This window comes from Paenibacillus sp. LRG-1, from assembly GCF_057220305.1.
This window is the reverse complement of the sequence record NZ_CM170126.1, coordinates 1,005,189-1,018,359: the sequence shown is the minus strand read 5'-3', so window position 1 is coordinate 1,018,359 and position 13,171 is coordinate 1,005,189. Positions and strand designations below refer to the sequence as shown.

Here is a 13,171-nt window from a genome sequence, read left to right as displayed (position 1 = left end):
TTCTGAATAAGCATGCAGATGATTAGGTCCAGTCGTCATTTATTTGGTATCAAGTACGATTTTAGGGGACAATTTGCGACTTGCTGGAAAAACTAAACTGTACCGAAAATTAACAAACACCGCCAGTACGATCCCTAGCACATTCACAATAATAGCTAGCATAAAAACACTCGATATCTGAGAATGTTTCAAAAGAAAGCCTGTAAACACGGGAATGACCGTGTATGACAGCGAGGTTGCTGTATACACAAACCCGGTAATCTGTCCTTTTCGTTGACTAAAAAATTCACTCATTACGGTTAATGTCAGCTGAAGTACACCTGATATTGAAAACCCAATGACGCTCGCACAAATAATGGCCGCAGCCCCTGACTTGAATAAGAGAAGCGCTCCAAAAGCCAACAGGGAAATACATGGATAAATAAGAATAATGTGAACAGGTTTAACCCATTTTCTTAACACAATTACCAATACAAACACGGAAATCAGTGAACCGACATTGTAATAAACTAATAATCTGAGAGACTCTGATTGGGTCATACCGATAAACTGTTGTCCAAAAGTAGGCAGCCATAACTGCACAATATAAAGCAAAGTCGGTCCGGTAAATCCGAGCAAGATAAGGCATACCCCTTCCTGCCAAAACCGCGGCTTACTCCGATCATTTGCCTCCAATTTTCCCGTTTGCTCAACGCTCGATACAGAAGTATCACCAACTGGCTCCTTGGGTGACTGAACCCGCATGTCTGGAAACTTCATTCTGAACAAGTAGATTGCATTCAAAGTAAATATGAGGGCTGGTAAAAAGAAAGAGAATCCGTAGAAAATGTCGTGATTCATAAAAAAGATAATCATTAACGGTAAAAATGCCGCCCCGATGGATATAAAGCCTCTCACCAACACTGTAGCCGAACCAGAGGATTGGGGGAAAGCTTCGATCAGCGCTGGATAAGTACCTGAATCAAGAAAAGAATTCGCTACACCTGCCAGCACTGCCAGTACGATCGCCATCTCAAAGCTGGGACTCAGCGGTATACCGACCAAGAATACAGCCATTAGTAGCCCTGCTACCACAATAAACGGCTTACGACCATAACGGTCGGAGAGCACCCCGGATATGTACAGGGTAAACAGCCTGCCAAATCCCATCGCAGAAACCAAGAGACTGATGCCCGCCTGATCTGTATGCAAATGCTCTGTTAAAAAGGACATGTGGGACGCCAGCATAATATTAAACATGCCGAACAAAAGATAGTTTACATAAAGGCCTGTCGCCACTGGAAAAGAAGAACGTTTCATCATGAATTCACCTGCTTTTGTAAGTAAGTCTTGTAGTATTAAAAATGTGAATCATTTCACATTACCTGTGTCGATGATGAAGTATAGAACACATTTTAAGATTTATCAAGTTTAAATATTGCGGGACCCCAACCTAGACGCGCTGATGCGTTTTCAGATAAAACTCCTTGCCGTAGCTTAGTGCAAAGTTCCGAAAGTCCACTACTGCCGGGGATAAATATCTATTTTTGATGCTGGCCAGGTAGATAAAACGCTCGTATTCTGGATTTACAATAGGCAATGTTTTGACGTTAAAATAATCTAACGATGAAATTCGAGGCATAACCCCAATTCCGTAATTGACAGACACCAGCCCTGCCATTGCTGTATCCTCTTCAATCTCGCAAATAATCTGTGGCGTAACGCCCGCTTTGGAGAACAGGTTTTCAATAATGGGCCGAACCCCACTCTTTTTGTTGAAGAAGATCACCGGATAATCCGCTGTATCCTTGAGATCAATTTGGTCTAGAGTCGCCAGTGGATGATCAGGCGAAACAATGACAACCAGCTCCTGCTGAGCCAACGGAATAAACTCCACATCCGGTTCATTTTCCATGTGAGAGCAGAACGCCACATCATAATGTTCCTGCTTCAGCCCCTTGATAATATCGTTCGTATTCCCTTGGTGAAACGAAAAGGAGATATCTTTACGGGCATCTAGAGCTGAAAAGGCCTGAATGATCGCTGGAATGAAGTGTGAGCCTAACGTGTAAATGAACGCCAAATCTATATTTCCATGGCTTGGACTCACTAGCTCCCGTAAATTGTGTTCTCCCTTTTCTAATTCATCCATCGCGTGCTCCACATACTTCAGGAAAAATCGTCCGTATTTGTTTAACCGAATATTTCTCCCCTGCTTCTCGAACAGATGAACTCCCAAATCTTTTTCTAATTCTGAAATCGCATGACTTAAACTGGGCTGAGTAATACATAGTCGCATAGCTGCCTGGGTAAAATGCTCCATCTCAGCAAGTACACGAAAATATTGTAAGTGCTTCAGGTTCATAATTATGTAATCTCCTTCTTTAATTCATATTTTAAATTATAGACCCAAACTATGAAAAACGATAGAAATATGCATTGGATTTATAATAACACTCCTTATATAATAATGACATAGAAAGAATGTGAATAATTTCACTTATTTGTAGGCGTAATGCAATACCGCTGGACGATGCCTACCTAGGCCATTGATCTAAAATTTAAGTTGGGAGTTACACTTATGAAAAATCCTTATATCAGAATGGCAGCAGGGCTTTACATCAACTATTTTCTTCTGGGTATGATCAATGTTATTCTCTCGTCGAATATGAGCTTCCTGACCGTCCAATTGAACACGGATAAAGCAGCCATCGGCTATCTGGTGTCCGCGATTGGGATCGGTAAGCTGCTCGCTCTCGGGGTAGCCGGAAAAATGTCAGACAAATACGGAAGAAAACCACTCATTGTTATTGCATCATTTGCTTATTTAATCTTTCTGATTGGCATTCCGCTTGCACCTAACTATTCGCTGGCATTCGTGTTTGCCATTATCGCAGGGCTTTGCAACTCTATGATGGATTCAGGAACGTATCCTGCATTAATTGAAGGCTTTGGAAAAAAAGCTGGATCTGCAACTGTACTGGTCAAAGCATCCATCTCTATCGGTGCTATTGTGATTCCGTTCATGATTGCATTCTTTATTAATCACGATATGTTCTATGGATATTCCTTCTTTATTCCAGCAGGGATTTATCTGCTGAACGGTATCTTCTTATCGATGACAGCTTTCCCCAACCACAAAGCTGAGGAACAAAAGGCTCCAACCGAGGCTGCTCAATCCACAGATACTTTCCGCAGCGAGCCTAAGTTTTGGCAAGAAGGTTTATCTCTGATTATTATCGGTTTTACTTCTACTGTATTGTTCATGATCGTGCAGCTATGGCTTCCTACCTTTGGACAAGAGGCCCTGGGCATGGACAAAGCCAGTGCCATTAAACTGCTGAGCTACTATAGTATAGGTTCATTGGTTTCCGTTATTTTGTTAGCAGTGGTACTTGGTAAATTCATTAAACCGATTACTGTCATGATTGTATATCCGCTTATTGCCCTACTTTCTTTGTTGGCTTTAATTACATGGCACAATCCTGTCGCTACTTTGATCAGTTCATTCTTGATCGGCTTGTCTACCGCAGGCATATTCCAAATTGCCCTCACGGTTATGACGGAATTTTTCCGCAAGAACAAAGGCACTACGACTTCTCTCGTGAACATAGCAGCCAGTCTTTCGTTCATCCTGATGCCTTTGGCTACCGGGGGCATGTCCAAAAGTTTGGGAATTACCTCGGTATTCATTCTGGATATTGCGATTGCTGTAGTCAGTATTTTGCTGGCCGTGTTTGTTGCTTATCGATATAAAAAAGTATTTCATTAAACTACACAGATTACTTGGAGGCTTATATCATGAAAAATGCTGGACGTATTGACGGAAGAACACAACTAATCGGACTGCTTGCTACACCAATCGGACACTCTTTGTCCCCGGCTATGCATAATCTTGCGTTTGAAAAGCTGGGCCTGAATAATGCGTATATGGCCTTTGAAGTAGGAAATGAACAACTTGAAGAAGTGGTACGGGGGATGCGCGCTCTGAACATACGCGGTTATAACGTGTCTATGCCTAATAAAACAGCTATTCTACAGTATCTTGACGAGCTGGACGACAGCGCTAAATTTACAGGTGCCGTCAACACCGTCGTGAACACAGATGGTAAACTGAAAGGCTACAGTACAGATGGATCTGGTTATGTTCGTAACTTGCGTGAACACGGCATTGACCTGAAAGGCAAGAAAATGACACTTGTGGGCTCTGGCGGCGCAGCTACACCGATTGCTATTGAAGCGGCTCAAGCAGGTCTGGCTGAAATTTCAATCTTTGCCCGTAACGATCAGTTCTTTGCTCGTGCAGAAGAGAATGTCCGTATTATTAATGAAGATATGAAACACACCCAAGTTAAGGCGAATATCTATCCATTGGAAAATCAAGAACAGCTACGTGAAGAGATCCGCACAAGTCATATTCTCGCTAACGGTACAGGGGTTGGTATGAAACCGTTAGAAGGCAAAAGTGTGATTGAAGATGTGTCCATGCTTCGTTCCGATCTGATCGTAACCGATGTAGTGTACAGCCCAGCTAAATCCAAGCTGATGGAACAAGCCGAATCCGTAGGTGCAACTGCCATTAACGGTCTGGGCATGATGCTGTGGCAGGGTGCATTGGCGTTCGAACTGTGGACAGGCCAAGAAATGCCAGTCGCTTATATTAAAGAACAGCTTTTTGCTGACAAGCTGTAAACATAGAGCTACTAACAAACGCATCAAGCAATGAATTCCTTCTATTATATACTCATTTATGTACTCAAAAGACTATGCTCGGCGAATGAACACTTCTGCCTGGCATAGTCTTTTTATTAATCCTTATAAGGGTCAAATTCATTAGCCCCAGCCATGCATACCCCAATGGGCTTCAGTTCATGCATAACTTCCACGGTCTCGGAATGAGCATCCAGTACCTCGCGCAGTTTACGGTAGACGAACGGGCTTTCATCTGTACCGGCTCCGCGCAGCTCGACACTATAGTTCCGAACGGCCTCCTTCATCTGTACGTCCGTGATTTGTCCACCACTCCGTGTGCGGGTTTTCCAATTCATTTTACCAGCTGCCTGGGTACGACTCATAATACGACCTGCCCCATGAACTGTACTATAGTAGGAATCCCGATTTTCTACCGAATCTTTTCCGCGTACAATCACCGAAATATCGCCCATGCTTCCTCCAATAAAGCCCATCTGGCCAGGTGCCGAGGGAGTAGCGCCTTTACGGACCACAATGGTGTCACGCCCATCATGCTGTTCTTTCCATGCGTAATTATGGTGGTTATGCACAGTAAAGTCCGCTTCGGTCCCCATAATACCAAGCACTTGTTCAATCACATAGTCACGTCCCGCATACGCATAGCGTCCGGCAAGACGCATCGCACGGTAGTACATATCCCCCAACTCACTGTTCATATCCAGCAACACAGGCGGCTGATCCATATGCTCTCCCGGCGCCTTTCCGAGAAACTCTCGTCCAGCGGCCAAATTTAGAAACCCACTTGCTGTTTTGTGTCCAAAGCCCCGGCTGCCGAAATGATTGGCAATCCAGACCTGTCCTGTCGCTTCCTCGACGAATACATCAACAAAATGATTACCACTCCCTACTGTACCCAGCTGTTCTCTCGCCAAGGACTTCAGTTTGTCATGTTCTTGTTTCCCAATCGCCGCATATACTGCCCAATCCGGGTCATCGAACAGCTCATGGTCTATCTGAATTGCATTCACACGACCTACGCCAAACGAAATATGACATGCAACCTCATCCATCACGGCTGAAATACGCGGCATAATATCTGCTGCAAACAGCTTGGTTCTTACCGCCTTATTTCCGCAACCAATATCATACCCGACACCTGAAGGCGAAATTTGTCCGTCATACACCATCACACCTCCAATCGGCTGACTGTAGCCTTTATGATGATCTGCCATCAGCAGCGCTTGAATTACATTACCGTTTTCGGCACATGTACGAGCTTGAGATAATGCCCCTGGATCAGGTGATCCCCATACTCGTACTCCATTGATTTCTTGATAAGCCATCGTCGTTTCATCCTCCTGTAAGTCACTCCATGTTTAAACTTGTAAAGTCGTTAATTGCATTATGTACGTTTTACCAGCTTCCGAACAGGGCGTAAGTATTACAAGTACAATAGTAGATATCCCCTAAGAAAATGAAAAAGGATACCCATGCAGCCAACCAGACTGTAGGATATCCTTTTATGATCATTTAGAAACTATTAAATCAATTATACTAATCTTTTTTGATGATTCCGAATTGATCCACAATAAAAGGCTTGGCATCATTTTTGTTTTGATCAATTTCATACGTTACGGCTGTAAGTTTGTTTCCGTCTATGGTGATGCCAACAAAATTCTGTACCTGTCCTCGTGTAGGTCTACGATTGTCACTCGGATCTGGGCCATATACTGCCGCATGATTCTCTTCAGCTAGTTCAAAGAGATTATAGTACTTATCTCCAAGTTTTTCACTTGGGTTTTTGTAGTAGACTTTGGGGCCAGCGGTTGCTGGGATGACATAGATACTTCCATCTGGATTCACACTATATTCAATCGTCTTATCATTTAATGTATCTTTTAATTTTGTTGGCGTTGTTGCTTTACCCTCTTGGTTGATTGGTTTCGTACGAGCGTAAATATGATCGTGCCCTTGCACGACAAAGTCGATATCAAGTTCGGCCATTAGTGGAGCGATTTGGTTACGAACTCCATTCTTATCCATGATGTCAGAATCTGTTGCATGATTAGAGGTAGTGTAAGGACCTTTATGAATGTTAACAATGATCCACTTTGCACCTGCCCTTTTGGCTACCGCAGCATCTTTCTTTAACCATTCGACTTGAGCTTCAGAAAAATTGGCATATTTCTCTGAGTCCTCATTGGAGTTCAGTACGATAAAGTGAGCATTGCTGTAATCATAAGAGTAGTACGCTCCTGTTTTAGTAGCGGAACCAGAAGGTTCGTTAATATTAAAGTGATCATAAAAAGCGTAGTTCTCATCCTCGTGATTACCTGCTGAAGGAACAATGGTTGTATTCAAAAGGCTTTTTTGTGAATGCCCCAGCAGCCAGTTCCACTGCTCTTCTTTGGTACCCGTATCTACGATATCTCCGTTGTGGACTACAAACTGAGCATTACCTACAGTTTGAAGTGCTTTTTCGAGCGTCTGTGAAGACAATATGGCTTCATCTTCGCTTTTTGCTTGTGTATCAGCTAGATCAATGAAGGTAAATTCACCGCTCTTAGGAGCCGTTTGAAACGTACCTGTTTCGCTCCATATCCCGCGCGCTGCATCACCCACACGATAATAATAAGCTGTGTCCGCTTGAAGACCTGTAGCTACAGCTTTATGGACAAGCTCTTCTGCAGAATTGGTCGATGGAGAGGAAGTGCCTTCAAATGTAAGAGCACTCGTAAAATCAGCTTCAGAAGCCGTTTTCTTGATTACTTGAACAGTGCTCTTCGTGAAAAGTTTTGAAGTATACCAAGTAAATCCTTTGGAGACTTTTGTGTCTCCATAAAATGTAGCTGTAACTTTACTAATCCCTTGATCTGTGCTCCCTGGTGACTCAGCATAGACAGGTAAGGCTGACATGCCAGTAATCAAACCTAGTGCAAGAGCAACAGACATAGATGTTGCTGACCACTTTTGAAACTTCTTAAACATGTGTACACTCCTCTTTGCAGTTAATATGTAAAAGTTATAACTATAATCATAACAATCAAATGTTAATACGTTGTTTTTGGAAATATAGTACTTTGTAAAAATGAGGTTATAAGTGACCTAGCGATTGAGGAGCAATGATAGCAGCTTATAAGAAAATGAAAAAGGATATCCATGCAGCCAAACAGACTGTAGGATATCCTCTTCAACTATAACACTCATATTAGACGGCTCTGCTATGCCATGTGTGGACTTGGCTTACTGTGCCGCTGAATGCGTACGCTTAAAATCTTCCTTCACCGCAACCAGCAGTGTTTCATTCACCAGTAGCTCCAAGCCTGACAAGGCTAACGCCTTGGCTCCAATCACTAAGGCTTCCTCACCCTTCTCAGAGCCAGCCGCTTCCCTGAATTCTACCGTATGAGCGATGAGATCATCCGGACCGATCTTAATGTAAGCATGTACAGTCGGGATAACATGGCTTACATTTCCCGCATCCGTCGAACCCAGTCCGGCACGAGGGCCACGATCCAGCTGTTCTCCCAGCGCTTCCAGTTCACGACCTACTACCTCATCCAGGGTATCGTTCAGAATGAAATCACGCACTTCATTTTGAAAACGTTCGATTTTCACAGTGGCTCCTGTTGCCAAAGCAGCAGCATCTGCGATATGGCGAACTTTCGTGGAAACCTCCTCTGTGCGCTGCCAAGTACTTGCCCGAATGAAAAAGCGTGCCGACGCATAGTCCGGAATGATATTGGGCGCGTCTCCTCCATGCGTAATGATGCCATGAATACGCACATCGGTCGGCAGTTGCTGACGCAAAGCATTGATACCGCTGAACAACTGCAGCACCGCATCGAGCGCATTGATTCCCTGCTCTGGTGATCCTGCGGCGTGAGCCGCTTTGCCGTAAAAATGAAAATCTAGCGGATCAACTGCCAGACTTGGTGAGGTCAGCCGGGTCACACCAGATGGATGAACCATCAGTGCAGCATCAATCCCTTCGAACAGCCCGTGCTTCACGAAGCTGCCTTTTGCACTGCCATTAGGACCGCCTTCTTCCGCTGGTGTACCGAACACATACACCTCACCTCCCGTTTCGTCGATCACCTGCGCCAAGGCGATGGCTGCTGCCGTGCTTGCGGTTCCGATAATATTGTGGCCACAAGCATGGCCCAGACCGGGCAATGCATCATATTCAGCCAAGTATCCGATTTTCGGACCTGGTCTAGCAGAAGCCTTACGGGCAACAAATCCGGTTTCGTGTCCCGCTACATTCCGAGTTACCTCAAACCCCGCTTGCTCCAAAATGCCCGTCAGTGCCTGGGAAGCCTGAAATTCTTGATTGCCGATTTCGGGATTAGCATGAATAAACCGGCTCGTTTCCGTGTAAAGCTGACGAGAATCCTCAATTTCCTCAATAATCCGCTGTCTATGTGTATCGACCGTGTTCGTTGTACTCATCGCAATCTCTCCTCGTTTCGAAAATAGATTAGTATGCTTCCAACCCTACTTCTGTTCAACATTCTTATTTCTTTTGCGCTTTAACATCTGCTACCAGCTTATCCAATGTGGCCTGTAGCTCTTCGGCAGACTGGTCTACCACGACGTTAGCTCCTTTGGAATCCTGTTTTACCGCCTCGGCTACATCAGCATCATGGTACAAATCCACAATCGTTTTGTAAGTCGCATTATCCTTATCCTCCGCACGGGCAGCAAACACGTTCACATATGGCTTCGCTTCTTCGCTGCTTGCATCATCCTTGTAGATGGCTCCATCCAGCTTGAGCCCGGCATCTGTAGCAACACCGCTGTTCACAGCTGAAGCGGCTACATCAGACAAGACGCGCGGCGTCTGCTGGGCGACAACTGGGACAATCTCCAGCTTTTTAGGATTCCCTTCGATTTCATCCGTGGTCGGATACAGGCCCGCATCCTGCTTCAACTTAATCAGCCCTGCAGACTGGAGAAGTTTTAAAGCCCGTCCCTGATTGGAGGGATCATCCGGTATAGCAATTTTGGAGCCGTCAGGAATATCCGATACGTTTTTGAATTTTTCAGAGTACAGTGCCATCGGAGCGATAATCGTTGCACCAATAGGGACGATATTCACATCATTTTCTACATTAAACTGACTGAGAAAGGCCAAATGTTGAAAGGAGTTCAAATCTACCTCTTTATTGGCGAGCGCCTTATTGGGTAATGTATAATCCGAGAAACTGATCAGCTCAATTTCAATATTTTTGGCCTCTGCTTTCTTCTTGAGCACATCCCAATACGTGTCCTCAGATCCTGAAACCCCGATTTTAACATGTACTTTTTCATTTGCATTTGAGCCCGAACCGTTAGCTGAGCAAGCAGATAGAACCGCTACACTAAGAATAGCCAGTAAACCCAAGCGAAATATTTTTTTCATTTTCATTTCCCCTTTAATCGTTATGTATAATACTCTGTTCCCATCAGCGCCGTAGAAATTTACGAGACAAGTAGTTCCCTGCATATTGGGCGACCTGTACAAAAAGGATCAGCAAAACAATCGTGACAATCATGACCGAAGTATCGAATCGTTGATAACCATAGGTCATTGCCAGGTTCCCAAGGCCTCCTCCGCCCACCGTACCAGCCATGGCAGAGAAATCAATCAAGGCCACGGTAATAAACGTCAACCCTAGAATCAAAGGTCCCAGCGCTTCCCGAATCAACACACCCGTGATGATCTGAAATGGAGTCGCACCCAGTGCCTTGGCTGCTTCTATCATGCCCGGATCAATGGAGACCAGATTATTTTCCACAATTCTCGCTACAGCAAAGGCCGCTACAATAGTCATTGGGAAAATAGCCGCCGAGGTTCCAATCGTGGTTCCCATGATTAAACGCGTAAACGGGCTAATCGCCACTAAAAAAATGATAAACGGAATCGGGCGAATGATATTAATCAGCAAATTCAGAAACATAAACACAAATTTGTTTTCAAACAAGCTCCCTTTACGTGTCACATACAGTACTAAACCAATCATAAGCCCCAGAATACTGGCAAAAATCAGCGTGACAACAACCATCAAAAGCGTTTCCCCTGTAGCCTCCACTACCTTGAGCCAAAATGTATCCCAATTAACTCTCATGATCGACGACCTCCCTGACTTCCACCGTCGTTCGTAGTTCCTCCACGACCTTGTTAACTTCATCGTCTGCACCGATTAACTCGACAATTAAGCTTCCGAACAGCGCTCCCTGTAGCTCATTAATACTTCCATATACAATGTTATAATCCAGATTATGCTTCCGTGTCGCTCTAGAAAGCACCGGTTCACTGGTCGCCCCACCCCGAAAAACAAGTCTGTACAATCGGCCAGCGTGATGCTCCCGAATCTTGCTCAGCAGTTTGGGTGAAAGCTGATCATTCAGTACAGAGCGAATAAAATTTTTCGTCGTCTTCGTCTGTGGATTGGCAAATACATCGAACACACTGCCCTGCTCAATCACCCTACCATTCTCCATCACCGCCACACGATCACAAATACTGCGAATCACATTCATTTCATGGGTAATGAGCAAGATCGTAATCTGGTACTCTTCATTTACTTTTTTCAGCAGCCTCAATATATCTTCTGTCGTTTCCGGATCGAGGGCCGAGGTCGCTTCATCACAGATGAGAATATCGGGCGAATTCGCCAGTGCTCTGGCAATGCCGACCCGTTGCTTTTGCCCGCCAGATAACTGCTCCGGATAGGAATCCGCTTTATCCTCCAATCCAACAAATTGCAGCAGTTCCTTAACACGAGCATCTATCTGTGCCTTGGGCAGTTTAGCCAGTTTTAGAGGATAAGCCAGATTCCCATATACAGTACGAGAGTTAAACAAATTAAAGGTTTGGAATACCATCCCGATCCGTCTTCTTAAATTCCTTAGTTCCTTAGGACGTATCTGAGTAACATCCTGATCATTAACGACAATTCGTCCCTCTGAGGGGCGTTCCAGTAGATTGACAAGCCGCAGTAGCGTACTTTTACCTGCACCGCTAAAGCCAATCACGCCGAAAATTTCTCCTTTTTTAACCGATAACGAAACCTTTTCGAGTGCATTTACCTTACGATTGGGTAAGGTAAATATTTTGCTAACTTGTTCAAACTTTATCAAACTGCTTCCTCCTTACGTCTACAATGTATGTATTCCTCCATCCTATTTTAGTAATCCGGTGGATTTAATCGGATTTACACCCTAAAAAAATTCCCTAATCTTCGTTTGAACGAAGGTGGGATTATTTAACTGTATATTGCATTGTTAACACCTTAAGACAAGAAGGAGAATCTGTCAATAAAAAATGAATATAGCCTTCTGACTCCTGTCATCACAATTGCTTACACTTTTAGGGCTACAAAGCCAAATAAGGCTAACCGTATATTTGCAAAGTTTGCAAAATCGGCAGCCCTTTGTGCATTGTAATCTCGATCATTCCACTGACTAATGTGTAGAAGTATTTTTCAAATCTGCTTCATAACGAAGGCCGAATTGTTGTCTTGCCTCCTCCATCACTTCAGCGACTGTAAGTGAACACTCCAAGGAGTTAATGGAACTGTTGCGTTCACCACTCTTGATCAAATCAATAAATTCCTGAATTTCATAATACATTGGCTCACGCGTCTGAGCTTTGGTCAGATCTTCAATCGTGCCGTCCCGATAATGAATTTTCACCTCATAGGGCTGACTGATTTTGTCGATCACCATCGTTCCATTCTCACCCTGAATTTCAGCAGGCAGATAGGAATCTGTAATTTTGGAATACATGACCGTAGCATCCATATCAGGATACTTCATCACGATACTGCCCTCGCCATCGACACCAGAGGATAAAAGTACACCAACCGCCCGAACCTCCTCAGGTTTGCCGAACAAAGTCACCATAGGATACAAACAATACACTCCAAGGTCCATCAAGGAACCATTGGAAAAGGCCGGATTAAACGCATTCAATACCTTACCTTGCTTAAAAGCATCAAAGCGTGAGGAGTATTGACAGTAGCTTGCAAAATAACGCCGAACCCGGCCTATTTTATACATATGATCCTTTATTATTTTAAAGTTAGGCATAAGTGTGGATTTAACGGCCTCCATCAGCAGAACATCGTTGTTGCGCGCGGCTTCGATCATGCTCTTCACCTCTGCTGTATTAGACGCAAAAGGTTTCTCACACAACACGTGCTTTCCGTGATTCATACATAAGATCGCCTGCTCCGCATGTAAGGAATTGGGGCTGGCAATATATACGGCATCGACCTGATCACTTGCGGCCATTTGCGCCAGGTCTGTAAAAACCTCCGGCTGGCTGTTATATTTGTCAGCAAAAGCTTTGCCCTTATCCTCTGTGCGTGAGTACACCGCCGTCAGGGAAAATTCGTCCGTCTCCATCGCAGCTTGAATAAACCTCTCTGTTATCCAGTTGGTTCCAACAATACCAAAACGCATCACAGTATCCCATCCTTCCCGTGAGTCATTACAATTCATATGTACCTAT

At 44.3% G+C, this 13,171-nt stretch carries 11 protein-coding genes; 2 read left to right on the top strand and 9 right to left on the bottom strand.

Going from position 1 to position 13,171, the window contains the following annotated elements; translation table 11 throughout:
* Positions 1-39: 39 nt before the first annotated feature.
* Together ACUUJN_RS04585 and ACUUJN_RS04580 are read right to left on the bottom strand one after the other, a co-directional pair.
* The gene (locus ACUUJN_RS04585) at positions 40-1,302 is read right to left on the bottom strand and encodes an MFS transporter (protein WP_484669319.1); all 1,263 of its coding nucleotides are present in this window, start codon (positions 1,300-1,302) and stop codon (positions 40-42) included.
* Between the two features lie 130 nt (positions 1,303-1,432).
* A complete protein-coding gene (locus ACUUJN_RS04580; RefSeq protein WP_484669318.1) occupies positions 1,433-2,344 on the bottom strand; it encodes a LysR family transcriptional regulator in 912 nt (303 codons plus the stop codon).
* Positions 2,345-2,560: 216 nt separating this feature from the next.
* Between ACUUJN_RS04580 and ACUUJN_RS04575 the strand changes: the two genes are divergently transcribed.
* Positions 2,561-3,751 (top strand): MFS transporter, encoded by a 1,191-nt coding sequence (locus ACUUJN_RS04575; RefSeq protein ID WP_076160067.1) that lies wholly within the window; start codon positions 2,561-2,563, stop codon positions 3,749-3,751.
* 29 nt (positions 3,752-3,780) lie between these two features.
* A complete protein-coding gene (locus tag ACUUJN_RS04570) occupies positions 3,781-4,671 on the top strand; it encodes a shikimate dehydrogenase (RefSeq protein ID WP_023987138.1) in 891 nt (296 codons plus the stop codon).
* Positions 4,672-4,787: 116 nt separating this feature from the next.
* On the opposite strand, the gene ACUUJN_RS04565 is transcribed toward ACUUJN_RS04570, so the two are convergent.
* From ACUUJN_RS04565 to ACUUJN_RS04535, 7 genes are all read right to left on the bottom strand, one after another.
* A complete protein-coding gene (locus ACUUJN_RS04565; RefSeq protein ID WP_310169080.1) occupies positions 4,788-6,014 on the bottom strand; it encodes an RtcB family protein in 1,227 nt (408 codons plus the stop codon).
* Between the two features lie 211 nt (positions 6,015-6,225).
* Positions 6,226-7,659, bottom strand: a complete 1,434-nt coding sequence (locus ACUUJN_RS04560; RefSeq protein WP_279835207.1) for a purple acid phosphatase family protein — start codon at positions 7,657-7,659, stop codon at positions 6,226-6,228.
* 255 nt (positions 7,660-7,914) lie between these two features.
* Positions 7,915-9,123 (bottom strand): M20 family metallopeptidase, encoded by a 1,209-nt coding sequence (locus ACUUJN_RS04555; RefSeq protein WP_484669317.1) that lies wholly within the window; start codon positions 9,121-9,123, stop codon positions 7,915-7,917.
* 64 nt (positions 9,124-9,187) lie between these two features.
* Positions 9,188-10,075: a MetQ/NlpA family ABC transporter substrate-binding protein gene (locus ACUUJN_RS04550; RefSeq protein ID WP_023987134.1), complete on the bottom strand. Its 888-nt coding sequence runs from the start codon at positions 10,073-10,075 to the stop codon at positions 9,188-9,190.
* A 43-nt stretch (positions 10,076-10,118) separates the two neighbouring features.
* Positions 10,119-10,781, bottom strand: coding sequence for a methionine ABC transporter permease (locus ACUUJN_RS04545; RefSeq protein WP_023987133.1), 663 nt, complete (start codon positions 10,779-10,781; stop codon positions 10,119-10,121).
* On the bottom strand, positions 10,771-11,796 hold the full coding sequence (locus ACUUJN_RS04540; protein WP_310169076.1) for a methionine ABC transporter ATP-binding protein: 1,026 nt from the start codon (positions 11,794-11,796) through the stop codon (positions 10,771-10,773). Before ACUUJN_RS04540 ends, ACUUJN_RS04545 begins: the two co-directional genes overlap by 11 nt.
* A gap of 324 nt (positions 11,797-12,120) precedes the next feature.
* Positions 12,121-13,122 (bottom strand): Gfo/Idh/MocA family protein, encoded by a 1,002-nt coding sequence (locus tag ACUUJN_RS04535; protein ID WP_028542036.1) that lies wholly within the window; start codon positions 13,120-13,122, stop codon positions 12,121-12,123.
* Between the last annotated feature and the right edge of the window lie 49 nt (positions 13,123-13,171).

Excerpts from the sequence above, each read along its gene's own strand:
- ACUUJN_RS04535 (WP_028542036.1), bottom strand. The coding sequence starts at position 13,122 with ATGCGTTTTGGTATTGTTGGAACCAACTGGATAACAGAGAGGTTTATT.
- ACUUJN_RS04580 (WP_484669318.1), bottom strand. The coding sequence starts at position 2,344 with ATGAACCTGAAGCACTTACAATATTTTCGTGTACTTGCTGAGATGGAG.
- ACUUJN_RS04565 (WP_310169080.1), bottom strand. The coding sequence starts at position 6,014 with ATGGCTTATCAAGAAATCAATGGAGTACGAGTATGGGGATCACCTGAT.
- ACUUJN_RS04555 (WP_484669317.1), bottom strand. The coding sequence starts at position 9,123 with ATGAGTACAACGAACACGGTCGATACACATAGACAGCGGATTATTGAG.
- ACUUJN_RS04585 (WP_484669319.1), bottom strand. The coding sequence starts at position 1,302 with ATGATGAAACGTTCTTCTTTTCCAGTGGCGACAGGCCTTTATGTAAAC.
- ACUUJN_RS04560 (WP_279835207.1), bottom strand. The coding sequence starts at position 7,659 with ATGTTTAAGAAGTTTCAAAAGTGGTCAGCAACATCTATGTCTGTTGCT.
- ACUUJN_RS04575 (WP_076160067.1), top strand. The coding sequence starts at position 2,561 with ATGAAAAATCCTTATATCAGAATGGCAGCAGGGCTTTACATCAACTAT.
- ACUUJN_RS04545 (WP_023987133.1), bottom strand. The coding sequence starts at position 10,781 with ATGAGAGTTAATTGGGATACATTTTGGCTCAAGGTAGTGGAGGCTACA.
- ACUUJN_RS04570 (WP_023987138.1), top strand. The coding sequence starts at position 3,781 with ATGAAAAATGCTGGACGTATTGACGGAAGAACACAACTAATCGGACTG.
- ACUUJN_RS04550 (WP_023987134.1), bottom strand. The coding sequence starts at position 10,075 with ATGAAAAAAATATTTCGCTTGGGTTTACTGGCTATTCTTAGTGTAGCG.